At 68.9% G+C, this 26,867-nt stretch carries 27 protein-coding genes; 10 read left to right on the forward strand and 17 right to left on the reverse strand.

Annotated features, from left to right (window positions below):
• Positions 1-376: 376 nt before the first annotated feature.
• Positions 377-751: a hypothetical protein gene (locus tag AB0I10_RS14275; protein WP_363152736.1), complete on the forward strand. Its 375-nt coding sequence runs from the start codon at positions 377-379 to the stop codon at positions 749-751.
• Between the two features lie 23 nt (positions 752-774).
• On the opposite strand, the gene AB0I10_RS14280 is transcribed toward AB0I10_RS14275, so the two are convergent.
• From AB0I10_RS14280 to AB0I10_RS14320, 9 genes are all read right to left on the reverse strand, one after another.
• The gene (locus tag AB0I10_RS14280) at positions 775-2,247 is read right to left on the reverse strand and encodes a type VI secretion protein (RefSeq protein WP_363152850.1); all 1,473 of its coding nucleotides are present in this window, start codon (positions 2,245-2,247) and stop codon (positions 775-777) included.
• Between the two features lie 134 nt (positions 2,248-2,381).
• Positions 2,382-3,833, reverse strand: coding sequence for an ATP-binding protein (locus tag AB0I10_RS14285; RefSeq protein WP_363152851.1), 1,452 nt, complete (start codon positions 3,831-3,833; stop codon positions 2,382-2,384).
• A 48-nt stretch (positions 3,834-3,881) separates the two neighbouring features.
• The gene (locus tag AB0I10_RS14290; RefSeq protein ID WP_363152737.1) at positions 3,882-5,444 is read right to left on the reverse strand and encodes an SCO6880 family protein; all 1,563 of its coding nucleotides are present in this window, start codon (positions 5,442-5,444) and stop codon (positions 3,882-3,884) included.
• Positions 5,441-6,760 (reverse strand): hypothetical protein, encoded by a 1,320-nt coding sequence (locus AB0I10_RS14295; RefSeq protein ID WP_363152738.1) that lies wholly within the window; start codon positions 6,758-6,760, stop codon positions 5,441-5,443. Before AB0I10_RS14295 ends, AB0I10_RS14290 begins: the two co-directional genes overlap by 4 nt.
• A complete protein-coding gene (locus AB0I10_RS14300) occupies positions 6,750-7,595 on the reverse strand; it encodes a hypothetical protein (RefSeq protein WP_363152739.1) in 846 nt (281 codons plus the stop codon). The genes AB0I10_RS14295 and AB0I10_RS14300 overlap by 11 nt, the downstream gene beginning before the upstream one ends.
• A gap of 494 nt (positions 7,596-8,089) precedes the next feature.
• Positions 8,090-8,401: a hypothetical protein gene (locus AB0I10_RS14305; RefSeq protein WP_136740760.1), complete on the reverse strand. Its 312-nt coding sequence runs from the start codon at positions 8,399-8,401 to the stop codon at positions 8,090-8,092.
• A gap of 169 nt (positions 8,402-8,570) precedes the next feature.
• Entirely contained in the window at positions 8,571-8,777 is a 207-nt protein-coding gene (locus AB0I10_RS14310; protein ID WP_363152740.1) for a DUF397 domain-containing protein, read from the reverse strand.
• A 10-nt stretch (positions 8,778-8,787) separates the two neighbouring features.
• Positions 8,788-8,967, reverse strand: coding sequence for a DUF397 domain-containing protein (locus tag AB0I10_RS14315; RefSeq protein ID WP_363152741.1), 180 nt, complete (start codon positions 8,965-8,967; stop codon positions 8,788-8,790).
• Between the two features lie 17 nt (positions 8,968-8,984).
• Complete coding sequence (locus tag AB0I10_RS14320) at positions 8,985-9,875, reverse strand: helix-turn-helix transcriptional regulator (protein WP_363152742.1); 891 nt, start codon at positions 9,873-9,875, stop codon at positions 8,985-8,987.
• A gap of 155 nt (positions 9,876-10,030) precedes the next feature.
• Between AB0I10_RS14320 and AB0I10_RS14325 the strand changes: the two genes are divergently transcribed.
• Entirely contained in the window at positions 10,031-10,474 is a 444-nt protein-coding gene (locus tag AB0I10_RS14325) for an ATP-binding protein (protein WP_363152743.1), read from the forward strand.
• Here AB0I10_RS14325 and AB0I10_RS14330 read toward each other — a convergent pair.
• Complete coding sequence (locus AB0I10_RS14330; protein WP_363152744.1) at positions 10,457-10,579, reverse strand: hypothetical protein; 123 nt, start codon at positions 10,577-10,579, stop codon at positions 10,457-10,459. The two genes, AB0I10_RS14325 and AB0I10_RS14330, sit on opposite strands and share 18 nt — an antisense overlap.
• A gap of 191 nt (positions 10,580-10,770) precedes the next feature.
• Here AB0I10_RS14330 and AB0I10_RS14335 point away from each other — a divergent pair, with 191 nt between their 5' ends.
• Both AB0I10_RS14335 and AB0I10_RS14340 read left to right on the forward strand, forming a co-directional pair.
• On the forward strand, positions 10,771-11,775 hold the full coding sequence (locus AB0I10_RS14335; RefSeq protein ID WP_363152745.1) for a bifunctional lytic transglycosylase/C40 family peptidase: 1,005 nt from the start codon (positions 10,771-10,773) through the stop codon (positions 11,773-11,775).
• A gap of 258 nt (positions 11,776-12,033) precedes the next feature.
• Positions 12,034-12,756: a phosphatase PAP2 family protein gene (locus tag AB0I10_RS14340; RefSeq protein ID WP_363152746.1), complete on the forward strand. Its 723-nt coding sequence runs from the start codon at positions 12,034-12,036 to the stop codon at positions 12,754-12,756.
• A gap of 250 nt (positions 12,757-13,006) precedes the next feature.
• Here the strand turns inward: AB0I10_RS14340 and AB0I10_RS14345 are convergent, their stop codons facing one another.
• Both AB0I10_RS14345 and AB0I10_RS14350 read right to left on the reverse strand, forming a co-directional pair.
• On the reverse strand, positions 13,007-14,620 hold the full coding sequence (locus AB0I10_RS14345) for an FAD-binding oxidoreductase (protein ID WP_363152747.1): 1,614 nt from the start codon (positions 14,618-14,620) through the stop codon (positions 13,007-13,009).
• A gap of 341 nt (positions 14,621-14,961) precedes the next feature.
• Positions 14,962-15,147: a hypothetical protein gene (locus AB0I10_RS14350; RefSeq protein WP_363152748.1), complete on the reverse strand. Its 186-nt coding sequence runs from the start codon at positions 15,145-15,147 to the stop codon at positions 14,962-14,964.
• A 261-nt stretch (positions 15,148-15,408) separates the two neighbouring features.
• On the opposite strand from AB0I10_RS14350, the gene AB0I10_RS14355 reads away from it, so the two are divergent.
• Together AB0I10_RS14355 and AB0I10_RS14360 are read left to right on the forward strand one after the other, a co-directional pair.
• Positions 15,409-16,266, forward strand: a complete 858-nt coding sequence (locus AB0I10_RS14355) for a hypothetical protein (RefSeq protein ID WP_363152749.1) — start codon at positions 15,409-15,411, stop codon at positions 16,264-16,266.
• Between the two features lie 152 nt (positions 16,267-16,418).
• A complete protein-coding gene (locus AB0I10_RS14360) occupies positions 16,419-16,604 on the forward strand; it encodes a hypothetical protein (RefSeq protein WP_363152750.1) in 186 nt (61 codons plus the stop codon).
• Positions 16,605-16,610: 6 nt separating this feature from the next.
• Here AB0I10_RS14360 and AB0I10_RS14365 read toward each other — a convergent pair whose 3' ends face one another.
• Complete coding sequence (locus AB0I10_RS14365) at positions 16,611-17,027, reverse strand: metal-sensitive transcriptional regulator (RefSeq protein WP_363152751.1); 417 nt, start codon at positions 17,025-17,027, stop codon at positions 16,611-16,613.
• A 194-nt stretch (positions 17,028-17,221) separates the two neighbouring features.
• Here AB0I10_RS14365 and AB0I10_RS14370 point away from each other — a divergent pair, with 194 nt between their 5' ends.
• Positions 17,222-17,842 (forward strand): DUF47 family protein, encoded by a 621-nt coding sequence (locus AB0I10_RS14370; RefSeq protein ID WP_363152752.1) that lies wholly within the window; start codon positions 17,222-17,224, stop codon positions 17,840-17,842.
• A 9-nt stretch (positions 17,843-17,851) separates the two neighbouring features.
• On the forward strand, positions 17,852-18,850 hold the full coding sequence (locus tag AB0I10_RS14375; protein ID WP_363152753.1) for an inorganic phosphate transporter: 999 nt from the start codon (positions 17,852-17,854) through the stop codon (positions 18,848-18,850).
• A 187-nt stretch (positions 18,851-19,037) separates the two neighbouring features.
• Here the strand turns inward: AB0I10_RS14375 and pstB are convergent, their stop codons facing one another.
• From pstB to pstS, 4 genes are all read right to left on the reverse strand, one after another.
• Positions 19,038-19,814 (reverse strand): phosphate ABC transporter ATP-binding protein PstB, encoded by a 777-nt coding sequence (pstB, locus tag AB0I10_RS14380; RefSeq protein ID WP_363152754.1) that lies wholly within the window; start codon positions 19,812-19,814, stop codon positions 19,038-19,040.
• Between the two features lie 58 nt (positions 19,815-19,872).
• Positions 19,873-20,934: a phosphate ABC transporter permease PstA gene (gene pstA, locus AB0I10_RS14385; RefSeq protein WP_363152852.1), complete on the reverse strand. Its 1,062-nt coding sequence runs from the start codon at positions 20,932-20,934 to the stop codon at positions 19,873-19,875.
• A gap of 8 nt (positions 20,935-20,942) precedes the next feature.
• The gene (gene pstC, locus AB0I10_RS14390) at positions 20,943-21,944 is read right to left on the reverse strand and encodes a phosphate ABC transporter permease subunit PstC (RefSeq protein ID WP_363152755.1); all 1,002 of its coding nucleotides are present in this window, start codon (positions 21,942-21,944) and stop codon (positions 20,943-20,945) included.
• Positions 21,945-22,080: 136 nt separating this feature from the next.
• A complete protein-coding gene (gene pstS / locus AB0I10_RS14395) occupies positions 22,081-23,205 on the reverse strand; it encodes a phosphate ABC transporter substrate-binding protein PstS (protein WP_363152756.1) in 1,125 nt (374 codons plus the stop codon).
• Between the two features lie 620 nt (positions 23,206-23,825).
• Between pstS and AB0I10_RS14400 the strand changes: the two genes are divergently transcribed.
• Complete coding sequence (locus AB0I10_RS14400) at positions 23,826-24,983, forward strand: NlpC/P60 family protein (protein ID WP_363152757.1); 1,158 nt, start codon at positions 23,826-23,828, stop codon at positions 24,981-24,983.
• 344 nt (positions 24,984-25,327) lie between these two features.
• Positions 25,328-26,818: a SpoIIE family protein phosphatase gene (locus AB0I10_RS14405; RefSeq protein WP_363152758.1), complete on the forward strand. Its 1,491-nt coding sequence runs from the start codon at positions 25,328-25,330 to the stop codon at positions 26,816-26,818.
• Positions 26,819-26,867: the final 49 nt, after the last annotated feature.

Below are 26,867 nucleotides of genomic sequence, written 5' to 3' on the forward strand. Positions count from 1 at the left end.
GCGCCGATGGTACTGCAGGGGGGACCCTGTGGGAGAGTAGGACGCCGCCGAACAATTTTTGATAGTGGGGAAGCCCCGCACCTTATGGTGCGGGGTTTTTCTGCGTTTCACCGCGGTAAGCGCCTGGTGGGTGCACGCGGACAACGTCAGAGCACAGCGTCTCTATGAAGCGCGGGTTCGTCCGTATGGGGTAGCACGCTGGAGGACCACACGGGTACGGTCTGGGAGTACGTACGGATGGCGTGAGCGCCGTGCGGGGCCGGTATGAGGGGACGCCGACGGGAGATCACCCGTTGAGGCGAGCGCAACGGTATTGATTGCGGGTAAGGCCCTGGGGCGCGCCCACCCGGGGCGCCTCGTATCTCACGGAGGCTTGATGTACTACCGCACGAGCAAGACCCTCATTGCGGCACTGCTGGCTGCCACCGCCCTTCTGGGCGGCGCCGGATCGGCCGCGGCCGTCGGCTCCGACGGAGAGGAAGACGTCGCAGGCGGGATGATTCCCGAGGCCGTCTCCGCGCGCCAGAACACGAAGGTGCTCGATCAGGGAAAGGCGTCGCGTCCCGCGAATGGTGACAAGGCGCTGCCGAGTGCGGCTGCCGACGGTGACGGGCAGGGGGCTCTCTCGGGCGACTTGTTCGGTCGGCTTACTGGTAACGCGGGGATGGGCGCAAATGGTGCCGGGATGGGCGGCGGGTCGGGGATGGACAGCCTGATGGGTGCCATGTCTGGCGGGCTGCCCATGGGCTGAGCCGGCCGGAACGGTACGCGCCCTCAGGCCGGCAGAGCGCTGCCCGGCCAGCGGGCGCGGGCCTGTTCCTGGGAGCGCATGGTCGCCAGGGTCAGCAGGCCGCGTGTGCCGCCCGTTTCGAGAAGGGCGGGGAGTGCGGGCAGCGGGGCGAGGGCCGCGATGTCGTCGAGGACGAGCGTGAGTGGTGGGTCGAGCCGACCGTCAGATGACCGTTCGGCCATGCGGCGGCCGTGCTCGACCACGTTGGAGAGGAGTGCGGTGAGCAAGGGCATCGCACCCGGATTGGTACGCGGATCCTCGATGGAGTCCCCGACCACGTAGAGCGTTCCCCCCTCGTCGATGAATGATTCGAGAATGAGCGAATCTGCTCGAAGTGGGGTGCAGGCGTCGCGGATATGGATCGAGGAGAGGGCGGTCAGTGCGCGGCCGACCAACTCCTTGGCGATTTCGCGGCGTTCGGCGTGCGCGGTGAGGACGGACTCCAACTCGCCTGCCTGGCCGGCTGATGCCTTGGTGTTGGTGCGCAGGATGCGTACGGGCTCCTGGGCGGCGCCGGTGGCGTGTGCCCAGCGGTGGAGCTGGCGGAACGGGCGGCCGTCCACCGCGGCGGCGTGCAGCCAGCAGCGCAGCAGGGTCTGGGCGGCGTCCGCGACGGCCGAGTCCAGGGCGCTGACCGGGCGTACGGGGGCCAGCAGGGCGGCGGCGCGGGCGGTGGCGGTGGCGATGTCCTCGCAGCCGGAGGTCGGTGACCAGCGCAGCCGGGCCGGGGTGTCGAGGCGGTGCGTCGGGTCGTAGGTCAGCAGCGGGCCGAGTTTGGCGCGGGAGTCCTTGGTCTCGGACCAGAGGGCGGGATCGGTGGTGGCGACGATCAGCGGGCCCTCGGCGGCGGTCGCGGCGGCGAGGGCGGCGGCGCGTGTGGTGGCGCGGTCGGGGCCGAACTCGACCCGGGGGAGAGTGAGTTGGGCATCCAGCGGGCTGGGTGCTGCGATGCGTTGTTCGGGGATGGGGGCGTTGTTGGAGGGCGGCGGCGTGGTCTCCGTCTTGTGGAGGGAGGGCGGGGCGGGGGCAGGGGCGGGGATGGGAGCAGGTACGGCCGTTTCGGAAGCAGCCGGGGTCGGGGCCACTCCCGCGTTCCCACCAGCCGTCTCGCGCGCCTCCCGGGCTGCCTCACGTCGTGCCGCGCGTACCGCCCGGTACCGCGTGATCGTCCCCAGCGCGAAGATCGTCAGGACCAGCAGCACCATCAGCTCGCCGATGAGTATCCCCCAGAACAGGCCGTAGCCGGAGAGCTGTTCCTTGGGGGTTTCGGGCCAGGCGGCGGCGAGGTTGTGCGGGGCGGAGACGAGGTGGCGCAGGGCTGTGGGCGTGCCGGGGTAGGTGACGTGGTCGGGCCAGGCGCCGTGTGCCAAGAGGCCGGCCAGGCCGGTCGCCGTCCACACCAGCAGGGTCAGGCCGAGGAGGAAGGCGAGCAGGCCGATGAGGAGGGAGTCCGGGATGCCGCGGTCGCGGCCGCCGCGCCCGCCCCGGCCGTCCCGCTCGTCATATCCGTACCGGCGGCCCCGGCCGTCCCGTCCGCCGTATCCGCTGTGTCCGTCCCGGCCGTCGCCCCGGCCCCGGTCGTATCCGCGACTCACGCCACCGTCTCGCTCGACTCGTCTCTCAACTGCCGTTCCATGGCCAGGGCTTCGGCGCGCGCCTCGGCCTCGGCGTCCGCCGCCCGTTCGATGGCGAGGGCCTCGTCCGTGAGCGTCGAGGAGGCCTCGGTCATCGCCCGGTCCGTGTAGACCAGGGGGCGTTCGGCTTCGGTGATGAGGTGTTTGACGACCTGGACGTTGCCGTTGACATCCCACACCGCGATGCCGGGTGTCAGGGTCGGGATGATCTCGACGGCCCAGCGGGGGAGCCCCAGGACCCGGCCCGTAGCGCGGGCTTCGTCGGCTTTCTGGGCGTAGATCGTCCGCGTCGACGCCATCTTGAGGATCGCCGCGGCCTCGCGCGCTGCCGCGCCGTCGACCACGTCGCTGAGGTGGTGGACGACGGCCACGAAGGACAGGCCAAGGCGGCGGCCGAACTTCAGCAGTCGCTGGAAGAGCTGGGCGACGAACGGGGAGTTGATGATGTGCCAGGCCTCCTCCACCAGGAAGATGCGCTTCTTGCGGTCGGGGCGGATCCAGGTGTGTTCCAGCCAGACGCCGACGATCGCCATCAGGATCGGCATCGCAATGGAGTTGCGGTCGATGTGCGAGAGGTCGAAGACGATGAGCGGGGAGTCCAGGTCGATGCCGGCGCTCGTCGGGCCGTCGAACATGCCGCGGAGGTCGCCGTCGACGAGGCGGTCCAGCACCAGCGCCACATCCAGGCCCCAGGCCCGTACGTCGTCTATGTCGACATTCATGGCCTCCGCCGACTCCGCTTCCGGGTGGCGCAGTTGCTCGACGATGTCGGTCAGGACGGGCTGCCGGTTGGTGAGGGTGCCGTTCCCCTCGGCGGAGCCGAATTCACTGAGCACCGTGGCGTGCGCGACCTTGAGGGCGAAGCCGGAGCGTTCGTCCAGGCCGTGCCCCATCGCGACCTCGATGATCGTACGGAGCAGGGCCAGCTGGCCGGTCGTGGTGATCGACGGGTCGAGGGGGTTGAGTCGGATACCGCCGTTGAGGGCGGCGGTGGGGTCCAGCCGGATGGGAGTGATGCCCAGCTCCTGGGCGATGAGATTCCATTCACCCACCCCGTCCTCGCCCTGGGCGTCCAGGACGACGACCTGCCGGTCGCGGAATCTCAACTGCCGCAGGACGTAGGTCTTCTCCAGCGCGGACTTGCCGTTGCCGGATTCGCCGAGGACGAGCCAGTGCGGGGCGGGCAGCTGCTGACCGTACAGCTGGAACGGATCGTAGATGTATCCCTTGCCGCTGTAGACCTCGCGGCCGATGATCACGCCGGAGTCGCCGAGGCCGGGGGCGGCGGTGGGCAGATAGACCGCCTGGGCCTGGCCGGTGGAGGTGCGTACGGGCAGCCGTGTCGTCTCCACCTTCCCGAACAGGAAGCTGGTGAATGCGTCGGTGAGGGCACCGAGCGGGTCGAACATGGCCATGACGTACGCGCCTCCCAGGGGCTCTAGCGGCGTTCAGCGGCGTTAGCGGCGGATCCCGGTCGCGAACGGCAGGGTGTTGACGAAGGCCCGGTGGTGCTCACGGTCGCACCACTCCAGCTTGAGGTAGGACTTGCCGGCCGAGGCACGGATGGTCCGCTTGTCCCGGGCGAGCGCCTCGGGCGAGCGGGCGGAGACCGTGATGTAGCCGACGAGGTTGACGCCGGCGGCGCCGGAGGCCAGGTCCTCGCCGCGCTGGTCGACGCGCCCGTGATGGGCGACGTCCCGCGGGTCCACGACCCGGTTCATCTTCGCCGCGCGGCTCGCCTCCGCGTCGTCGTTCGTCTTCTCCGTCAGCATCCGCTCGATGGCGACCTCGGTCGGCTCCAGGTCCATGCAGACGGCGACCGTGCGGATCACGTCCGGGGTGTGCACCAGGAGCGGCGCGAGGAAGTTGACGCCAACCGGGGTCAGCGGCCATTCCTTGACCCAGGCGGTGGAGTGGCACCAGGGCGCGCGGGTCGTCGACTCGCGGGTCTTGGCCTGGAGGTACGTCGGCTCCATCGCGTCCAGCTCGGCCGGCCAGGCGTTGCGCTTGCTCATCGCCTGGATGTGGTCGATGGGGTGGTCCGGGTCGTACATGGAGTGCACGAGGGAGGCGAGACGGGCCTGGCCGAGGGGCTGGCGGACGCGGATGTCGGCTTCCGCGAGCCGGGCGCAGATGTCGTTCAGCTCGCGGGCCATGACGACGGCGAGGCCGGCGTCGCGGTCCAGTTTCTGGCTGAACAGGCCGGTGCGCTGGGTGCGGGCGGCGCGCGCCATGGTGGTGGCCTCGGCGGCCAGTTCGCGGGTGTAGTGCATGCACGCGACGAGGTAGGCGCGGTGCTGCTCGGAGGAGGTGGAGACCATCGACTGGAGTTGGTCGTAGGAGTCCTTGAGCCAGCGGGGGGCCTGGGTGTCGCCGCGCTGGGCGACGTCCTTGGCGTGTGCGTCCGGGTCGGCCGGGAGGGTGCGCGCCAGGATCTGCAGGCGGGTCACGAAGCCGTCCCCGTTGGCCACATGCTTGAGCAGCGTCCCGAAGCGGTCGACCAGCGCCTCCTGGTCCTCGCTGTCGCGCAGGCCGACGCCGGGGCCCTCGATCTCGATGGCCGCAGTGACGGTTTTGCGGTCGGCGTGCAGCAGTACGGCGATTTCGTCCGGGCCGAACGGGGCGGCCAGCCAGTTGATCCGGCCGATGCCGGGCGGCGGCCCGATCTCGACCTCCCGGCCGTCGAGCCGGGTGCCCGCCTCGACGGCGCCGGAGCGGTAGGCGGCGCCGCGCCGGACGGAACGGCGGAAGCTGCGGTTGATCTCGAACCACTTGTAGAACGTACGGCCCTTGTACGGGACGTAGACGGCGGCTAGGCCCAGCAGCGGGAAGCCGGTGAGCGTCACGATCCGCAGCGGGAGGACGGGCACCAGCAGGCCGCACATCATGCCGACGAACGCGCCCGCGATGATCATCGCGATCTCGCCGGTCTCGCGGTTCTTGCCGACGATCGCGTTGGGCCGGGCGCGGCCGATCAGATAGGTGCGGCGGGGCGCGATCGGGTGGGACTGCGTACTCAACGCCCATCATCTCCTGCTGTCTTGCCGGTGCGGGCGCCGCTGCCGGGATTGGGGCTCGTACGGGGAGCGGGGGTCGTGGGCGTGGAGCGGCCGCCGCTGGTGCGGGAGCTGTGCGCGGCGACGCCACCGGACACGGAGTCGGCGGGCCGGGACTGACCGCCTTGTGCCTGGTTGCCGCCGTCGCCGCCGGAGCTGCGGGAGCTGTGGGTCTTGATGCCCTGGGAGACGAGGGCCGCCGGGGAACTGATGACGGCGGCCGCCTTGTTCTCCGCGCCCTGCATGATCCGGTTGTTGCGGGAGTTGGCGATCTCGTCGCCGAAGCCGGGGACGAAGCGGTAGATCATGGCGCTGGCGAAGATGGCGAGAATGATGATCGCGAGCCCGGACACGACGGCGGAGAAGGCGTTCGGGCCCTCCTCCGAGGAGAGCGCTCCGGCGATGCCCAACACGATCACGATGATGGGCTTCACCATGATCACCGCGATCATGATGCCCGCCCAGCGCCGGACGTGCCCCCACATGTTCTTGTCGACCAGCCCGGCGTAGACGACGGTCCCGAGCAGCGCGCCGACGTACAGCAGCGCGGCCCGGATCACCAGCTCCAGCCACAGCACACCGGAGGCGAGGATGGAGACGAGGGACACCACGATCAGCATGATCGGCCCGCCGCCGATGTCCGTGCCCTTGGTGAGCGCTTCCGAGAACGCCCCGAAGAACGTGTCGGTCTGCGCGCCGGTCCCCTTCGCGATGACCTCGGTGACGCCGTCGGTGGCCGAGACGATGGTGTAGAGGATCAGCGGCGTGAAGGCGGACGCGAGGACGGTGAGCCAGAGGAACCCGACGGCCTCACCGATCGCCTCGGTGAGCCGTACACCGCGCACGGCACGCTTGGCGACGGCGAGCAGCCACAGGACGAGCGTCAGGATCGTCGAGGCCGCGAAGACGACGGCGTACTGGCGGAGGAAGGCGGCGTTGGTGAAGTCGACCTCAGAGGTGGACTTCACGGCGTCGGAAAGCTTGGTGACGATCCAGGCGGCGGCTTTGGCGCAGCCTTTGGCCAGGGATTCGAGGGGGTCTAGGGGGTTGTTGTCTAGGGGGTTGGTGGAGGGGGCCTTGGGGGCGTCGGCGCTGTCGCCGTCTTGGCAGTACTCCTTTGCCGGGCCGATCAACAAGTCGCAGGGCTTGTTGCTCTCGCCCGGTGAGGGTTTCGGGCTCGGAGCGGCGACGGCGCGCGTGGCAAGCATGAAGACCGCGGTCTGTACGCTCGCGAGGAACGCAGCGATCGAGACCATTCGGCGGCGCGGGCTACCTGGCATAAGTGAAGCCTCCGAATTCTTCGACCGCCTTGCTCATTTCTTCGGCCCCGGAGGCCGGAACGTCCCCCGACACCGGAGCCGGACCGTCCTTCTGTGAGTCGGCAACGACCTTCCAGTCGCCGCCGGTCCACGACAGGTCGAAGGTCCAGGTCTTCCAGTCCGTACGGACCGGGTCTTTGGAGCCCGTGCCGGCCATGCCGATGAGGCCCGTGTACCAGACGGAGACCTTGGCGGTGCCGCCCTTGAACTGCTCGACCTTCGTGCCCACAGGAATGGTGCGCGAGATGAACGTCTTGCCCTTGGGCGCGTTTCCCGTGGTGTCCAGCCCAAGCCTTTGGAGGAATGCCGCTGAGTACGCCTTGTCCTGCGGGCCTTTCAGCTTCGCAGCGGCATCGGGTGCGTAGACCGCGTCCACGACCTGATGGCGGCTGCTCACCTTGAACATCTGCTCGGAGCCCAACGCCACCGCATAATTCGCCGCCGCCGACTGCGCCCCCTGCTCCGTCTTGGCGAAGCCCGAAGCGATGCCGCCCGTCTTGCCGTTGACCGGCTTGGTGCCCGTAGGGGCGGTCGGCTGGGCGTCCGCGTCCTTGGCGGAATCGCTCGACGTCGACTCGCCGCCGCTCCCGCCCCGGTTGGCGAACGCGATCGCGGCTATCAGCAGCACCACCACGCCGACGATCGTGACGAGGTTCCGGCTGGACATGCCGGCGCGGGACCGACGTCCCGAGCCGTAGACGTCACTCTCGCCGTCGGGAAGTCTCGTACGCGTCTGGCCCGTTCCGTGACCGCGGTGGCTCTCGCCGCCGTAGCCGCCGTCGTCGTTGAGAGTCATCGCGCCTGTGCCCCCTCTGCCGGCATCGCCGCCGCTGCCGTTGTTGTGCCGCCCTCATATGACCGTAGCCGCGTGGGCGGCGGCACGGGCGAAGTGGTACGAGTACTTGTCACGGTGACGGTTCCTCAGATGCTGAACGGGCGCGGCGAATGGGAGACTTTGAGGTATTTGTGCCCATCGCCTGCTCCCGCGTCCGCCGTCGCCTTCTTCTCTCCGGAACCTCCTGTCCCCACGCGGCGACCGACCCAACCGACGTGCTGGTCGCGGGGGTGCCGGAGGCATGACGAAGGGCCTGTCGGGCCGGGGTGAGTGGGGGTCGGCATGGGGCCTCGGCAGGGGAGGTGGGGCATGTGGGGGTGGGTGGAGGCACAGGGCGGCGGAGAGGTGGCGGGCAGGGGGCGCATGGGGGCGGCGCCGGAATGGCGCCGGGACGGCCGCGTGCAGGGGGCGTGGTCCGGCGGGTCCGGCTGACGGGCCTGGCGGTTGGCGGCGGGCTAGACCGCCATCCCGTAGACGATGGTGAACAGCGTCCCCAGGGAACCGATGATGAAGACGCCGGTCAGGCCGGCCACGATCAGGCCCTTGCCCTGTTCGGCGCTGAACGTGTCGCGCAGTGCGGTGGCGCCGATACGTTGTTTGGCCGCGCCCCAGATCGCGATGCCGAGGCACAGCAGGATCGCGATCGCCATGACCACTTCGATCATCACGCGGGCTTCCGTGCCCAGGCTCCCGAACGGCCCCCAGCTCGGGGCGATTCCACCGATGATGGTGGTGATATCGCCTTTGTCGGGTGCTGCGAGGAACATGTGTGAACTCACCGCCTTGTGTGGGTAGTTGCGCCCCGCGCCGGACAGCGCAGGTCAGCTTCTATCTTCGCCGACGAAGACGTCATTGGGATGTCGACTTGGCGGCTTTCTTTTCAGTCTCACCGTGTGTATCACGGTCGGTAACGCTGAGCAATGTTCGCTTGCGGAGTCAGAGCCCGACGAAGTGGTCGAACTCGCCTGCTTTCACGCCGAGTACGAACGCGTCCCACTTGGTGCGGGTGGTGGTGACGATGTTGTCCGGTTCGGTGTTGGTGCGCAGGTACACGTTGTCGCTGTCGTCGCCCTCGCCGAACGCGATCTCGATGTATTCGGGGGCGGTCGGGTCGTCGGTTGCCTTGATCCAGTCGAGGGCCATGGGGAGTTCCTTACGGGTTTTGCTTCAGGTGGGCGAGGAAGTGGCCCCAGGTGGGGCGGTCCGCCAGGGCGACGTCAGTTGGGCGGTCGCTCTCGCGGAAGTGGATTACCCCGTCCGGGCCGGTTGCCACCTCGACGCAGTTGGAGCTGCCGTTGCCGCTGCTGTAGCTCGATTTCTGCCAACTGGGCATGGATATGGGTTCCCTTCTCACAGGACGTAGAGCAAGTGCTGCACGAGCCCGAGTGATTCTGTCTTCGCATAGGTCACGCGTTCGGGGCAAGCTGTGATCGGGGCAAGGGCGGAGGAACTGAGGCTCTCGAAGGCGTCGTTGTACTGGGCCAGCTGCGACGGATCGTCCAGGAACAGCGCCGACACCGGGTGCTCGATGTACACCGCGCTCAGTTCAGGCGCTGCGGGTTCCAGAATGACGAAAGGGGCTCCCATTGCATCGGGGTAGGTGGTGGCCTTGAACGGCAGGATCTGGATGTGCACGTGCGGCAACTTGGCCATCTCGATGAGATGGGTGAGCTGGCTGCGCATGATCGCGGTGTCCACGAAGCGCATGTGAAAGGCCGCCTCATGGATCACCGCGTGCAGTGTCGGCGGCTTGTCGACGTCGAGCACCTGTTGGCGACTCAGCCTGAACTCGGCGTACGTATCCAGGGTCTGGCTGTCTGCGACCGGATGCCCGCTGCTGAACAGGGCGCGCATGTACGCCTCGGTCTGGAGTAGCCCCGGCACATACAGCCAGTCGAAGGTGCGGTGTACGGAGGCAGCCGACTCCAGCTCTGCCAGGTCGAGAACCCGCTGGTCAAGCGTTTTCCTGTACGCCGACCACCAGCCCTTGCCGGTGGCGTTGCTCATGGCCACCAATGCCTCAACATAGGGCTGGCTAGCGCAACCGTAGACCCGAGCCAAGGTGCGCAGCTTGCTCTCGGGGATGGCTGTACGTCCCGTTTCGATATGGCTCATGTGGGCTCGTCCCAGCCCGGCGTGAGCTCCCGCCTCGGTGGCGGACAGGCCACTGGCCTCGCGAAGTTTGCGCAGCTCTTCGCCGAGGCGTAGCTGACGCTGACTCGGATTGGTCCGTAGCCCCATCGCTGATTCCCCTCCGTCGATCACGCGAAGTCTGCCCGCTCGCGTGGGAGTTGGTCCACTCGATGGGGGCAACTTGCGCGATTTAGTTGCGCTAGCTAAACGGAACTCCCTACCGTCGAAGACCTCAGCGACGGCATCGCCAGAAGTGAGGCCCCATGACCGTGCCCACGACCGCCGACTTCTCCCTCGTCTTCCCGCCTCACCCGGGGTGGGTCCGTACGGCCAGAGAGGCGGTCCGTACGTCGCTCCGCACCGCTCGGCGGGACGATCTCGCGGATATCGCGCTGCTGCTGACGTCCGAGGCGGTCACGAACGCCGTCGACGCGTGCCGGGGGAGTGGGTGCGCGGAGCCGGTGACGCTGTACGTCGAGTGGCGGGGGCCCGGCACGCTGCGGGTGCTCGTCCATGACGCGGCGCCCGGACTGCCCGCCGTGCACTGTCTCGCGGCGGACGCGGAGAGCGGGCGGGGGCTGGTGCTGATCGCGGAGTGTGCCGCGGAGTGGGGCGTGTGCCGGTACGGACCGGGGCCCGGGAAGTCGGTCTGGTTCGAGCTCGGGGGACTCGGGGAAGCGGCGCGGTGCTTACTTCGGGGCGTGTGACATGGCCCAGATCATCACGAGCGCGATGAGGTGGATCGCGAACAGGAAGTACGCCACGCGCCACCACAGGTGGCGGCTCATCTGCTTCTGGTTGTTCGGGTCCATGGGGCGCTTCCTGTCTTAGGTGTCTGCAGCCAGTGTCGTGCATGCGCACGTGATCTTGTGCGCGGGTGGGCCCCGGCACCGAGCCCCCGCGCCGCTCCATGCGCCGTCGTGCGGCCCGCCGTGCGGCCGGAAGTCGCGCTCGGCACGTCGAAACGGCAGTGAACGGCACCTGAATGGGGGAGGGTTGGGGAGTGCGGAAATACTGGGTTGCCGGTGGGATCGGGGTCGGGCTGGTGCTCGGCCTGCTCGGGCTGCTCGTGATCGGTACGTACACGGCCGCGGCGGGGCTGGCCGGGGCCGGCGGGCGGGCGGTGGGGCTGGCGAAGGGCGCCGTGCCCGCCGCGTATCAGTCACTGGTGCAGAAGTGGGGGACGCTCTGCCCGGCGATCAACCCCGCTCTCCTCGCGGCCCAGCTCTACCAGGAGAGCGGCTGGAACGCGAAGGCGCAGAGCCCGGCGGCCGCGCAGGGGATCGCGCAGTTCATTCCGGGGACGTGGCAGACGCACGGGGTGGATGGGAACGGGGACGGGAAGCGGGATGTGTGGGACCCGGAGGACGCGATCCCGTCGGCCGCCTCGTACGACTGTGAGCTGGCGAAATATGTGAAGGACGCACCGGGCAACGCCACGCACAACATGCTCGCGGCGTACAACGCGGGGGCGTACCGGGTGATCCAGTACAACGGTGTGCCGCCGTACCGTGAGACGCAGAACTACGTGAAGACGATCACGACGCTGGCGAAGAGTTTTGAGGCGCCGGTGGGACGGGTGGCGCCCTCCAAGCAGGCCGCTGCGGCGATCTACTTCGCGCAGGAGCGGCTGGGTACGAAGTATCTGTGGGGCGGAAACGGGACAGCTGAGCAGGGCGGGCGGTTCGACTGTTCCGGGCTGACCAAGGCCGCGTACCACACCGTGGGCATCGAGCTGCCGCGTGTGGCGAACGATCAGTGGAACGCCGGGCCGCATCCCAAGCGGGATGAGCTGCTCCCGGGTGACCTGGTGTTTTTCGCGTACGACCTGAACGATCCGCGGTCGATTCATCACGTGGGGTTGTATGTGGGGGGCGGCTACATGATCAATGCGCCCTACACGGGGGCCGTCATCCGGTTCGACAAGATCGATACGCCCGACTACATCGGTGCCACCCGGGTCACGTCGGATGGCGCAAAAGCGCTGCCCACCGCGAACGCTGCGTGAATATGTGGCCCTGAACTGCAGCGATGAGTCAAGCTTCGATAACGTCCTGGTGATCTTCCGGTAGCGGCTGGAACGCAGGGGCCGGCGATCACGTTTTCTTGGCGTGGGGGCGTAGCAGACTGGCGATTTGGCGAAGTGGCGAAACTTGTCGCTTGGCGCGCTTGATGCAACAGGCTTGACGCAGCACACGCTCGACGACCACGGGGGGTTGGCACACACGTAGGCGCTCGCGCGCGCGAAAGATAAGGGGCCGCGCAGATGGCTGGACTCGCCCTGGAGGGGCCGAACCCAGACCTTGACGTGCTCGACGGCATCAACGGTCTGGCGAAGGACGCTCCGCACTGGGTCAACCGCGCGATGGAGTACATCGGCGAGTACGGGATCATCGCCGGGCTCGCGGTGCTGTGTCTGATCGCGTGGTGGGGGGCGCGCCGTAAGCCGGATGCGCCCGCTGCCGTCGCGGGTCTGGTGTGGGCGCCGCTGGCCGCCGGTATCGCGCTGCTGGCCAATATTCCGATCCGGAACTTCGTCGAGCGGCCGCGGCCGTTCAAGGACCACGCCGGGCTGGAAGTGCTGATCCCCGGGAAGAGCGACTTCTCGTTTGTGAGTGATCACGCGACGCTGACGATGGCGGTGGGTGTCGGACTCTTCGTCGCCCATCGGAAGTACGGGTTGGCCGGGATCGCGCTGGCGTTGGCAGAGGGCTTCTGCCGGGTCTACATGGGCGTGCACTACCCGACCGATGTGGTGGGCGGGTTCGCGCTGGGGACCGCCGTCGCGCTGCTGCTGGCGCCGCTGGCGCAGGCGATGCTCGTACCGCTGATGACGGCTGTCGGGCGGTCGCCGGTCAGGTGGCTGGTGGTGGCGCCGGGCGCCGCGGCGGAGGGCGAAGTGGGCGCGGAGGACGGCCGGTTCGTGGCCACGGGCTCAGCGGTGCCGCAGGGACGCGACGAGCGTCGTGACAGGGATCTGGCGGCCTGACGGGCCGGTAGCCGTCCCCATCCCTGACCTCTCCCCGACTGGCCCCTGACCCCTTCCCTGACCCCTTGCCTGGCTCTCCCCCGACACTCCCCTGATATCCACGGAAGGTAACTCAGGGGAGGAACGAATTACTCTCCGTATTCGTTGCCGGAATATAAGGAGGCGTCAAGGAGGCGTCACACGAGGCGAGTCAGAGGAGAGGTCAGGGGGAGGAGAGGTCAGGGATGCGTCCCGGGAGGAGTGCCCGCTCTCAGAGCGCCTGGGGGAAGGTGCTGAACAGCCGCTGCGGGTCGTACGACTGCTTGACCTTGGCGAGGCGGCCGGCGGCCGGGCCGTAGTAGGCGGTCTTCCAGTCCTTGAGGCCGGGGTCCGTGTAGTTCTGGTAGGCGGCGCCGGAGGAGTGGCGGCGCATCGCCGAGTGGAAAGAATCCAGCCAGGCGGTGCGGGTGCCGGACGACCCGTTGGCGGGCCAGGACGCCAAGTACTGGGCGAGGAAACGGGATCCGCGGTGGACGAACGCGGTGTCGGTGCGGCCCACGCGGTTGATCGCGCCGCCGAGCGCCGTCAGCGCGACATTGCCGTTGACGCCCTTGCGGCTGCCGCTCTCGATCTGGTCCATCAGGGTGCGGATGCCGGCCGTGGACAGTGACCGGTCGAAGAAGTGCGAGCGGGCCGCGTATGTCTCGCGGCCCAGTTGGCCGGCGCCCGTCTGGCCGGGCAGCGAACCCGGGGCATGGCACTGCGCGGTGGACTTGGACGAGCAGCCCGCGTAGGCCTCCATCGCGTCCAGGTAGCCGATCGGGGTCAGCCGCACGGTGGATGCGGGGCCGGGGCCGCCGGGCTGGTCGGCGAGCTTGTCCACGGCGTTCTGGAGGTCGCCCTTCGTTCCCAGGGAGAACGCGGCGACGGAGACGGTCGGGGTGCCGCCGGGGCGGGCGTCGAGATGGCAGGCGGACCAGATCTCGTCGGCCTGCACCGGGCCCCACTTCTGCCAGGACGCCAGTACCTTCGCCGCCTTGGACCACGGCCAGGTCATGTACGCCATCACCGCGGGCGGCGCCGGGTGCGTACGGAAGCGGAGTTCGGTGACCACGCCGAAGTTGCCGTTGCCGGCGCCGCGCAGTGCCCAGAAGAGGTCGGAATGCTCGGACTTGTCACAGTTCACGGTTTTACCGTCGGCGGTGACGAGGGTGGCCCCTACGAGGCTGTCGCAGGTCAGGCCGTATGCGCGGGAGACCACGCCATGGCCGCCGCCCAGGGTGAGGCCGGATATCCCGACGGTGGGGCAGGAGCCGCCGGGGATCGTCACGCCGTGCGACGCCAGGCCCTCGTAGACATCGATGAGCTTGGCGCCGGCGCCTATTCGGGTCGTGCCGCCGGACGGTGCGGAGACCTTGGCGAGGGCGGAGACATCGACGATGAGCTTGCCGTTGCCGCTGGACCAGCCCGCGTACGAGTGGCCGCCGCTGCGGATGGCGACCGGGGTGTTGTGGCGGCGGGCGAAGGCGAGGCATTCGGCTATGTCGGACGGGTGCTTGACGTACGCGATGGCCGAGGGCTTCAGCGAGTCGTAGCGGGTGTTGTAGAGGCGGCGGGCCGTCGCGTACGCGGCGTCGGAAGCGCGCACCAGCTTGCCGTCCAGGCTCTTGCCCAGCGCGCTCCAGGAGGCGCTGGAGGCGGGGGCCTTGGCGGCGTAGGCGGGGCCGGAGGCCGCGTTGGTGGTGGTGGCGCCGGAGGCGGCCCCTGTGGTGGAGCCGGAGGGCGACGCGCCCGCTCCGCCGGTGGTCTTGTTGCAGCCGGTGGCCCAGACGACCGAAGTCGCCGCGAGCCCACCGCCGGCTTGCAGGAGTGTGCGCCGGTTCACTGGGTGAGTCCCCCTCGATGTCGTACGGTCCTGCCCCGCCGCCGAGTGCCCGGAGCGGTTCGAGGCGCTGGTGCCGGCGCGACCGACGCCGCCGGCTGCTGGTCACGAGGCGAGTGCCGGGAGCGCGTCACCGGGCGAATACGGCAGCGCTCTTCCCCTGTGTGCCGCTGTGCCGGTAGTGCTCCGTGGTGTCCGGTACTGCTCGGCGCTGTCCTTTATCGCCGGTGAAGTCCGGTACCGCTTGGCGCTCTTGCCTCTCTGGTTACCCAGATGCGGTGCGGGCGTTGCGGGTTCCAGGAACGGACGGAGTCATTCCAGGAGGGGCGGGGGCGGGGCAGCCCCTACGGGGTCCCGGAGCCGGCCGCCGCGGCCGTCAGATGCCGCTCGGCGTCCGTACGCGCCTGGGAGCGGGCGCGCCGGGCCGGTCCTGTCCAGCCGCAGTCGCAGCGAGCCAGGCAGAAGGAACCGCGCTCGGTGGTGGAGGTGCGGTGACCTGGCGAGGAATCTCTGAGGGCTCGGTCGGGCACCCGGCCACGCTACGCGCTCCGGGGCCCCGGAGCGTGCCCGGGGGCCAGGGTCGGTCAGGCCCAGAGCCTGTCCGGTGGGTCAGGGTCGGAAGGGCCCTAGCGTGACGGCCCCCCGGAATCGTCGTTGAACGGATCGGTCGGCGGAACCAGTGGATCCGATGACGGAGCCTCTGACGAGCCGTTGGTGGAACGTCGACCGTCCGGAACAGACCGGCCGGCACCGGCCGTCTTGAACACAGCGGCCGAGGGGGCTCGTACGCGATGGTGGTGCAGGACAGGCGAGGCGGTGCTGCGGCTGCCGTGGGCGTGGTGTGCGGGACGGGTCTGGCGGTCGGGCTGCTGGCGACGGGCTGTTCCCCGGACGGTGCCGCCGCCACCGACCAGGCGCCGCCCGGCCGGGCCGCCGCCGCGGAGGTCCGGCGCAGCGCCGACGCGCTGGTCCGGGCCGGCTCCGCCAAGGTCCGTACGGCCATGGAGACCGCGAGCGGCGGCACCAATGTCGCCATCCGCGGCACCGGCGGCTACGACTTCCGCGCGGGCAGCGGGGAACTGCTGGTCGTCCTCCCCGACCCGGCGGGCAAGCCCGGCGGCGGGCACCAGCCGATCACCGAGATCCTCGCGTCGGGCGCCCTCTACATGAAGAACCGTGGGGCGGGGGTGCCCGCCGACAAGTGGGTGCGGGTGGACACCCGCTCGCTGGCCGACGGGAATCTGGTCACCGGCGGCGCGACCGATCCGCTGGCCGCCGCCGAACTGCTGCGTGGGGCGCGGGATGTGACGTACGAGGGGAAGGAGCGGCTGGACGGGGTCGTGGTGCGGCACTACCGCGGGGTGACGGACATCGGGACGGCGGCCGGAGCGGCGTCGGGGCGTACCAGATCCGCGCTGATGGCGGCGGAGAAAGGGTTCACCACCGATGCCGTGCCGTTCGACGCGTATGTCGACGACCAAGGGCGGCTGCGCAAGGTGCGGCAGCGGTTCCACTTCGCCAACGGGGTGCCGAAGGGTGTGTCGGTGACGTCCACCACGGAGCTGCACGGGTTCGGGGCGAAGGTCGCGGTGCGGCTGCCGGACGAACCGGACATCTACACCGGGAAGATCGCTTCCACGGTCCCGTAGGGGCGGTTCGTGACGGGCGCGGACGGGCACGTGCCCGGGGTGGTTGCCGGGTGGCGGAAATGGTCCATCTGTGCCATGTGCGGAGTGTGTGGCCGTACCTACTCTGGGCGGTAGCCGCCAGAAGCGTGGGAAGGCGCTCGGAGGAGGAGGTGTTGCACGTGGCCCCACACCGCCATGGGACGGTTCAGGACCACGTAGCCCTCGTCGAGATCGAGCTGACTGGTGAGTTGATGATCGCGGCCGCGGCCGCGAGCGAGGACCGGCTCAGCCCGGACCGTATCGACGAGGTGCTGGACGTGGACGGGGAGCACTGCGCACCGGCCGGCGAGCCGGGATAGCCGCCGTCAGGTACGCAGCATCCGCTCGATCGCCTTGGTGGCCTCCTGCACCTTGGCGTCGATGGCCTCGGGGCCCTTGACGGCCGCGTCGGCGACGCAGTGCCGGAGGTGCTCCTCCAGGAGCTGAAGGCCGAAGGACTGTAGGCCCTTTGTGCTCGCCGAGACCTGGGTGAGGATGTCGATGCAGTAGACGTCCTCTTCCAGCATCCGCTGGAGTCCGCGGATCTGGCCCTCGATGCGGCGCAGTCGCTTGATGTGTGCGTCCTTCTGCTTTGCGTAGCCGTGGGCGCCGGCGGCGGGAGAGGTCTCTGCGTGATCGGTCACGGTTCGGGCCTCGTCGCGGGGGTCGGTTTTCGGGTGCGGGGTGTGGCAGGCCGCGGCGGCATCGGTGCCGCCGGTGGTGTCGGCGTCCGTGGGCGTCATGGCCGTCTCCCCTGGAATCTAGGCGATTCATATACCCCTGGTGGGTATATGGTACCGAACTTTGCGGGCACCGGAGGTACCCCGTGCAGAGCATGCTGCCCGATGGGCGACACTGAGGGAATGCCGGTTAGCTGTGGCTGGATGATGCGCCTAGCATCAACTCGACCGAATCCCATGCACCCCGAGGATTTCACGTGCGCTTTCGTCTGACCCCCAGGGAGACGAGCTTCTACGACATGTTCGCCGCCTCCGCGGACAACATCGTCACGGGCTCCAAGCTCCTGATGGAACTGCTCGGGGCGGACGCCTCCGCGCGGGCAGAGATCGCCGAGAGGATGCGGGCGGCTGAGCACGCGGGTGATGACGCGACGCACGCGATCTTCCACCAGCTGAACTCCTCCTTCATCACGCCGTTCGACCGCGAGGACATCTACAAGCTCGCCTCGTCGCTCGACGACATCATGGACTTCATGGAGGAGGCCGTTGATCTGGTCGTCCTCTACAAGGTCGAGGAGCTGCCGAAGGGCATCGAGCAGCAGATCGAGGTGCTGGCGCGGGCGGCGGAGCTGACCGCCGAGGCGATGCCCAATCTGCGCACGATGTCCAACCTCACCGAGTACTGGATCGAGGTCAACCGCCTGGAGAACCAGGCCGACCAGATCCACCGCAAGCTGCTCGCGCAACTCTTCAACGGCAAGTACGACGCCATCGAGGTGCTCAAGCTCAAGCAGATCGTGGACATCCTGGAGGAGGCGGCGGACGCCTTCGAGCACGTCGCCAACACCGTCGAGACCATCGCGGTAAAGGAATCCTGAGCCCCGGCCATGGATACCTTTGCGCTTGTCGTGACCATTACGGTCGCGCTCGGTTTCACGTACACGAACGGCTTCCACGACTCGGCGAACGCCATCGCCACCTCGGTCTCGACGCGGGCGCTGACCCCGCGGGCGGCGCTGGCGATGGCCGCGGTGATGAACCTCGCCGGTGCCTTCCTGGGCAGCGGGGTCGCCAAGACGGTGAGCGAAGGGCTGATCGCCACTCCCCATGGCAGCAAGGGGATGGGCATCCTCTTCGCTGCGCTGCTCGGCGCGATCGTCTGGAACCTCGTCACCTGGTACTTCGGGCTGCCGTCGTCGTCCTCGCACGCCCTGTTCGGCGGCATGGTCGGTGCGGCGCTCGCCGGTGGCACCACGGTGATCTGGTCCGGGGTGGTCGAGAAGGTCATCCTGCCGATGTTCATCTCGCCGGTCGTCGGCCTGGTGCTCGGCTATCTGGTGATGGTCGTGATCCTTTGGATGTTCCGTAAGGCCAACCCGCACAAGGCCAAGCGCGGCTTCCGCATAGCGCAGACCGTCTCGGCGGCGGGCATGGCCCTCGGCCACGGTCTGCAGGACGCGCAGAAGACCATGGGCATCGTGGTGATGGCCCTGGTCATCGCCGATGTCGAGGATCAGAACGATGCGATCCCGGTCTGGGTCAAGCTGGCCTGTGCGATCACGCTCTCGCTCGGTACCTACGCGGGCGGCTGGCGCATCATGCGCACGCTGGGTCGGCGGATCATCGAGCTGGACCCGCCGCAGGGCTTCGCCGCGGAGACCACGGCCGCCTCGGTCATGTACACCGCGTCGTTCATGTTCCACGCGCCGATCTCCACGACGCATGTCATCACGTCCGGGATCATGGGCGTCGGCTCGACGAAGGGCACCCGCGCGGTGCGCTGGGGCGTCGCCAAGAACATCGTGATGGGTTGGTTCATCACGATGCCGGCGGCGGCACTGGTCGCGGCCGTGAGTTTCTGGATCGTGCAGCTGGCGTTCGGCTAGCGCACCGGTTCACTGCACCGGGCAACGCACCGGGCAGACCGAACAGACATGAATGGGCCCGCCCCCCGGGAACGAGGGGCGGGCCCTTCGCCTTGCGGTGGCACCGCCATGCAGCACCGCAGGACGCTCTGGGGGCGTCGGCGCGCGGCGGAAGCCGCACCCCGACGCTTCAGCCATCCATGACGGCTCAGCCGAAGCGGCCGGAGATGTAGTCCTCCGTGGCCTGGACCGACGGGTTGGAGAAGATCCGCTCGGTCTCGTCGATCTCGATCAGCTTGCCGGGCTGGCCGACGGCGGCGAGGTTGAAGAAGGCCGTACGGTCCGAGACACGGGCGGCCTGCTGCATGTTGTGCGTCACGATGACGATCGTGAAGCGCTCCTTGAGCTCGCCGATCAGGTCCTCGATGGCGAGGGTGGAGATCGGGTCGAGCGCCGAGCACGGCTCGTCCATCAGCAGGACCTGGGGCTCGACCGCGATGGCGCGGGCGATGCACAGCCGCTGCTGCTGGCCGCCGGAGAGGCCGGAGCCGGGCTTGTTGAGGCGGTCCTTGACCTCGTTCCAGAGGTTGGCGCCCTTGAGGGACTTCTCGACGATGTCCTTCAGCTCGCTCTTCTTGTGCGAGCCGTTCAGCCGCAGACCGGCCGCGACATTGTCGAAGATCGACATTGTCGGGAACGGGTTGGGGCGCTGGAAGACCATGCCGACGGTGCGGCGGACGGCGACCGGGTCGACCCCGGAGCCGTAGAGGTTCTCGTCGTCCAGCATCACCTTGCCCTCGACGCGGCCGCCGGGGGTGACCTCGTGCATACGGTTCAGGGTGCGCAGGAACGTCGACTTGCCGCAGCCGGAGGGGCCGATGAAGGCGGTCACGGAGCGCGGCTCGACGGTCATCGAGATGTCGTCGATGGCCTTGTGGTTGCCGTAGTACGCGGAGAGGCCGCTGACGTCGATTCGCTTGGCCATGGGGATCACTGCTTCTTTCTGCTGGTCGCTGCCTCGGCGGAGCCGATAGCTCGACGCTTTAGCGGCCGGTCTTGGGGGCCTTCCAGCGGGCGATGCCGCGGGCCACCAGGTTGAGGATCATGACGAAGGCGATCAGGACGAGCGCCGCGGCCCAAGCGCGGTCGTAGCTCGCCTCGGAGCCCTGCTGCCACTGCTGGAACACGTACAGCGGAAGGGACTGCTGCGCATCTTCGAAGGGGTTGTTGTTGATCGTCTTCGCGCCCCACACCAGGAGCAGCACCGGGGCCGTCTCACCGGCGATACGGGCGATGGCCAGCATCACGCCGGTGGTGATACCGCCGATCGACGTCGGCAGGACGACCTTGAGGATGGTGCGCCATTTGGGGACACCGAGGGCGAGGGAGGCCTCGCGCAGCTCGTTCGGGACGAGCTTGAGCATCTCCTCGGTGGAGCGGACGACGACCGGCATCATCAGGATCGCCAGGGCCATCGCGCCGGCGAAGCCGGACGGACCGAAGCCGAGGATCAGGATCCAGACGGAGAGGACGAACAGGCCGGCCACGATGGACGGGATGCCGGTCATCACGTCGACGAAGAAGGTGACGGCCTTGGCGAGCTTGCCGCGCCCGTATTCGACCAGGTAGATCGCGGTGAGCAGACCGAGCGGTGCGGCGATCAGGGTCGCCAGGCCCACCTGCTCCAGGGTGCCGATGATCGCGTGGTAGATACCGCCGCCGGGCATCGCGTCCGGGAGGGTGCCCATCGAGGTGGACAGGAAGTAGCCGTCCAGGACCTTGATGCCGCGGGCGACCGTCTCCCACAGGAGGGAGACGAGCGGTACGACGGCGAGCAGGAAGGCGATCCAGACCAGGTTGGTGGCCATTCGGTCCTTGGCCTGCCGGCCGCCCTCGACGGCCGTGGCCAGCGCGAACGTGCCGAGGATGAAGACCAGGGCGGCGATCAGGCCCCACTGGATCTTGCTGTCCAGGCCGGCGGCGAGGCCGATGCCGCAGCCCGCGGCGGCCGCGAGGAGCGCGAGCACGGCCGGGGTCCAGCGGGGCAGCCGGGCCTGCTTGAGGGAGACGGGGTGGCCGCCGTCGGCGACCGGGCGCGGGGTCATCACGTCGGTCATGCGTTGGCTCCCGAGTACTCCTTGCGGCGAGCGATGATCAGGCGGGCCGCGCCGTTGACCAGCAGCGTGATCACGAAGAGGACCAGGCCGGACGCGATCAGGGCGTCCTGGCCGAACTCGTCGGCCTCGCTGAACTTGCTGGCGATGTTCTGGGCGAAGGTGCCGCCGCCCGGGTCCAGCAGGCTGGTGTTGATCAGGAAGCTGGGAGACAGCACCGTGGCGACGGCCATCGTCTCGCCGAGGGCGCGGCCCAGGCCCAGCATGGAGGCGCTGATGACTCCGGAGCGGCCGAAGGGGAGCACCGACATCCGGATGACTTCCCAGCGGGTGGCGCCGAGCGCGAGCGCGGCCTCCTCGTGCATCCTCGGGACCTGGAGGAAGACCTCGCGGCTGACACTGGTCACGATCGGCAGGATCATGATCGCGAGCAGGATGCCGACGGTGAACAGGGAGCGGGCGGCTCCGTCGCCGTACTCGAAGATGCCGGTCCAGCCGAGGTAGTCGTCGAGCCAGCTGTAGAGGCCGGTCAGGTGCGGGACGAGGAAGAGCGCGCCCCAGAGGCCGTAGATGATGCTGGGCACCGCGGCGAGCAGGTCGATGACATAGCCGAGCGGCGAGGCCAGCTTGCGCGGCGCGTAGTGCGAGATGAACAGCGCGATGCCGACGGCGACCGGCACCGCGATGGCCATCGCGATCACGGAGCTGACGGCGGTGCCGAAGGCGAGTACCGCGATGCCGAACTTCGGGTCCGGGCCGGCGGTGTTCCAGTCGAGCGTGGTGAAGAAGTTGGCCTCGTCGCCGGAGATGGCGAGCACGGACCGGTAGGTGAGGAAGGCCGCGATGGCGGCCATGATCACCAGGAGGGCGATGCCGGAGCCGCGGGAGAGCCCGAGGAAGATCCGGTCTCCGGGGCGTACGGCCTTGCCGGAGACGGCGGACTGCGCGTCGTTCCCGGGCGGAGGCGGTGGAGGTGCGTCGGTTATGGCAGGTGAAGTCATGGTTTCTCCGGTCTGCGGAGCCGGTGAGGGCTCCTGGCGCGGCGGTGCACCGGACGGGCGGCGGCCTCACCCACGGTGAGGCCCTGTAGTGGGCCCCGAGGCCATACGGCGGGATGCGAGGCCGCCGCCCGGTTTGTCAGGAGAGCGTGGCGACGGTCTTGCGGACCTTGTCGGCGATCTCGGTGGGCAGCGGGGCGTAACCCAGGGCCTCAAGGGCGCCCTGGCCGTCCTTGCTGGAGACGTAGGTCAGGAAGGACTTGGTGGCGGCCAGCGTCTCGGCCTTGTTGCCCTTGTCGCAGGCGATCTCGTACGTCACCAGGGTGATCGGGTACGCGCCCTCGGCCTTGGTGGTGTAGTTGAGCTTCAGCGCGAGGTCGTTGCCCTCACCGGCCGGCTTCGCGTCGGAGATCGCCTTGGAGGCGTTGGCGGTGGTGGCCTCGACCGGGGCCTTGGCGCCGGTGTCCAGCTTCGCCGTCGGGATCTTGCTGGAGGTCGCGTACGACAGCTCGAAGTAGGAGATCGCGCCGCTGGTCTGCTTGACCTGCGAGGAGACACCGGACGAACCGGAGGCCGCCTGGCCGCCCTCGCCCTCCCACTTCTTCGCCGGCTCGTACTTCCAGGCACCCGGGGCCGCGGCCTTCAGGTACTTGGTGAGGTTGTCGGTGGTGCCCGAGTCGTCGGAGCGGTGGAACGCCTGGATCTTGAGGTCCGGAAGCTTGGCGTCCGGGTTCAGCTTCTTGATCGCGGCGTCGTTCCAGTTCTTGATCTTCGAGTCGAAGATCTTGGCGAGGGTCTCGGCGTCGAGGACCAGGTTGTCCACGCCGGGGACGTTGTAGCCGATCGCGATCGGGCCGCCGAGCATCGGCAGGTCGATCGCCTGGCCGCCCTTGCAGACCTTCTTCGACTTCGCGACCTCATCGGGCTTGAGCGCCGAGTCGGAGCCCGCGAACGCGGTCTGGCCCTGCAGGAAGGTCGTGACGCCCGCACCGGAGCCGGTGGGCTGGTAGTTGATCTCGGTGTCCTTGCAGGCGCCCGAGTAGTTCTGCACCCAGACGTCCATGGCGTTCTTCTGCGCCGACGAGCCGGACGCGAGCAGCTTGCCCTTGCCCTCACACTTGATGTCGGCGGTCTTCGCGGCATTGCCGCTGCCGCCGGAGGCGCTGGTGTCGTCGGAGCCGCACGCCGTCAGGGCCAGGGCACCGGAGACGGCGAGAGCGCCAACGGCGAGGGCGCGAACCCGGTTCTTGCGCTGAAGCTTCACTGTCGAGAGTTCCTTCCTGGGCGCGCCGCTTTTTCGGCGTGCGGGTGGAGACGGGGGTGATGACTCTTCTTTGGTGACCGCCGTGGGGGTGCGGTGTCAGCTAGCCGTGCCGCGCCCGCCCTGAGGGCATGACGCGCACTCGGTACGGCCGAAATTAGGCAGACCAGGTGAAGCGGCCGATGGAGGAGAGTGAACGCAAGGTGAACCTCGGCCGTCAGATGGGTGTGGCGGGCGAGTGATCGCGCGCGGGCGGCCGGGCGGCGGATATGAGGGGTGGCCGGGCGGGAGACCGGCGCGTGGCCGGGCGCGAAAATCGGGGCTTTCGTGCATGTCGGAGGGGGTGTCGCCCATGTGGGGGGCGGCGCATCGGCCGTGCGAGACGGCGCATCGGCCGTGAGAGACCGGGCGCCGTTTTATGAGAAGCATCCGTCCGCTCATGAGAAACGGCCCGTCGCTCTGTCGATTTAGCGGTCGGCATGGCAGCATCCGCGGCTGAGACGAAGACGCGAAGAAGACGCGAATCGGTGCGGAACGACCGGAGGTGGCTGGTGGGGAGCCAGGGGGCACGGCAGGGCGTTCGGGATGGATGGGGCGTACGGGGCGGCCGGGGGGGCCGGATCGTGACGTGTACCGCCGTCGTCCTGTGCGCGACGGGGCTGCTCGGAGGGACGGCGACGGCCTCGTATGCCGCCGATCCGGAGCCGGGGACAGCGGCCGGGGCCGGGTCGGGCAAGGGGGCGGAGGCGGGGCCGGGCAAGGACTCCGGCAAGCGCCTTGAGGACGTACGCAAGGAGATCGAGGGCCTCTACCGCAAGGCGGAGCAGGCCACCGAGGCCTACAACGGCGCCAAGGAGCAGGTCGAGATCCAGCAGAAAGAGATCGTCAACCTGGCGCGCACCATCGACAGGACACAGCGCAAGCTGACCGCTCTCAAGCAGCAGGCCGGCGTGCTGGCCAGTGCTCAGTACCGGGGCGGCGGGATTCCGCCCGAGGCCAAGCTGGTGCTCAACACCGACCCCGAGCTCTTTCTCGACAACATCATCCTCGCCCGTAAGGGGCAGCAGGCCGCCAAGGGTGTGATCAGCCAACTTGCCCTGCTGAAGGGTGACTTGGAGAAGTATTCGCAGGCCGCCACGGACCGCTGGGAGCGGCTGGAGGCGAACCGCAAGAAGAAGGAAAGCGCGAAGCGGGACATCAAGAAAGAGATCGACGCGGCAAAGAAGCTGGAATCCCGGCTGGCCGCGAAGGAAAAGGCCTGGCTGAAGGAGCTGGAGGACGAGCAGGCGTTCAAGGAACAGCAGAAATGGCTCGACTCCGGTGTGCTGAAGGAAATCAGCAACAAAGCGTCCCGCAAAGGCAAGAAGGCGATTTCGTACGCCACCGCGCAGATCGGCAAGGACTATGTGTGGGGCGCGGAGGGGCCGGACACCTTCGACTGCTCCGGGCTGACCCTCCGGGCGTGGCAGGCCGCCGGCCGGACGATTCCGCGGACCTCGCAGGAGCAGTGGCGGCAGCTGCCCCGGGTCGGCATCAAGAACATGCGGCCGGGCGATCTGATCATTTATTTCACCGATGCTAGTCATGTCGGGATCTACGCCGGTGACGGCGCTATGGTGCATGCCCCGCGGCCGGGCCGGAAGATCACGATCGCCGGTGCCGGCTCGATGCCGATCCTGGGTGTCGTCCGGCCGGATATGGGCGACGACCGGCGCAATCGGGACGATGACCGGCGCGAAGGGGAAGACGGTCGGGGCGATGGGGAAGACGGTCGGCCCTGAGGTAATCGGCCCCCGGCCCGAGAGGTAAACGACCCGCCAGCCCGATAAATGACCGGATTGATTGCTATCGGAGGGTTGTCGGGGTGTAGCTGAATGCGGTCAAGCGGGGTGATGTTCGTCATTCCGCTTTCCTGCCTTCCCAGGCGAAATCGCTGATGGGGTGCGGCATATGACGTTGGCCGATTGCCATCGGCCATTCCGTACCCCTCGGTACTGGCGCTATGGTCGCCTCTCAGTGCTCGGCAGCGTCTCGCTCATATGACCGACTGGAGGCGTGGAACTGGGCACGGTGGTGCGCCGTCGGCGCGCCGCCGACCCTCGGGGGGAGGGAAGGAAGCAGAGGAATGCCCGTACCCGTACCGCACCAGCGGACCGCCGTGCTGCCGCAACAGGCAGACGCGGTGAGCCACGCCTGCGCGGATGCCGCGCGGGCGGCCGGTGCGCCGGCGGAGGGGGGCGCGGCGGCCCGGGGCGTGAGCGCCTGGGAGACGGTCGACCGGGGCGCGAGCGCCCAGCAGGCGGCCGACCCGGCCGGGAGCGCCACGGCAGAGCCCGCGATCGCCCTCGTGCAGTACGGCGTGGGCATGGGCTCCCAGGAGCAGCCGGAGCCCCAGGGCGCGAACCAGTCATTTTCGGCCGACCACGGGCCGCATGATCAGGGTCTGACCCTGCTCCTCATCGGCGAGGACCCCAACAGCCCGGTACCCGAGATGTGGGACTGGTCGGGCCGCAAGGTCCGGCTGCGGACCGCCCGGAACCTCACCGAGGCCGAGCGGCTGCTCACCGACGACGTGCAGTGCATCCTGCTCGACCTGGCCCCGCCGGAGCGCGAGGAGCGGGACGCGGGCGGCGAGGGCTGCCCAGGCGACGAGCTGGACATGCTGCGTGAGGTGCTGCGGATGGCGCCGGCGCAGGCGGTGCTGGTGCTGACATCCGAGACGGACGCCGAGCGCGCCGCCGATGCGGTACGCGTCGGCGCCCAGGACTACCTTTTCCGCGGCGAGCTGGACGGCGCCGTGCTCAGCCGTGCCGTCCGCTACGCCGTCGAACGCAAACGTGCCGATCTCGCCCAGCGCCAGCTCACCGAGTCACGGATGCTTGCGCAGGAGAACGCCCGCCTGGAGCGCGGCCTGCTGCCCACGCCGCTGCTCGACGGTTCCGATCTGCGGTTCGCGGCCTGCTACCGGCCCGGCCGCAGCCGCGCGCTGCTCGGCGGCGACTTCTACGACACCGTCCGCACCCCGGACGGCACCGTCCACGCGATGATCGGCGATGTCTGCGGCCACGGCCCTGACGAGGCCGCGCTCGGCGTCGAGCTGCGTATCGCCTGGCGCGCGCTGACCTTCGCCGGGCTGTGCGGTGACGAACTGCTCTCCACGCTCCAGAAGGTCCTGGAGCATGAGCGCGCGGACGACGAGATCTTCGCGACGCTGTGCACCGTCGACGTCTCCGCGGACGGCCGCCGCGCGGGCCTGTGCCTGGCCGGCCACCCCGCACCGCTGCTGGCCCGCGCCGGACGCACGCCGCAGCTGCTGCCGTACGAATTCGGCGGTCCGGCGCTCGGCCTGCTGCCGCACGCCCGCTGGCCGCGCCGGCAGGTCGAGCTGGGCGGCTCCTGGAGCCTGATGATGTACACCGACGGCCTGATCGAGGGCCGCATCGGCGAGGGCAACCAGCGCCTCGGCCAGGAGGGCATGACCGAGCTGGTCAGCCGTCAAATGGCGTCCGGGCTGAGGGGCGAAGAGCTGCTCAACGCGTCGGTCAGGGAGGTACGCGACCTGAACGGCGGGGAGCTGACGGACGATGTCGCGGTGCTGCTGCTGGACCGGCGTTAGCGGGCGCTCGGCGCCTGTCGCCACCGCTCACCGAACACCGTCACTCACG

It is taken from the genome of Streptomyces sp. NPDC050636 (assembly GCF_040654775.1).
GTDB lineage: Bacteria > Actinomycetota > Actinomycetes > Streptomycetales > Streptomycetaceae > Streptomyces.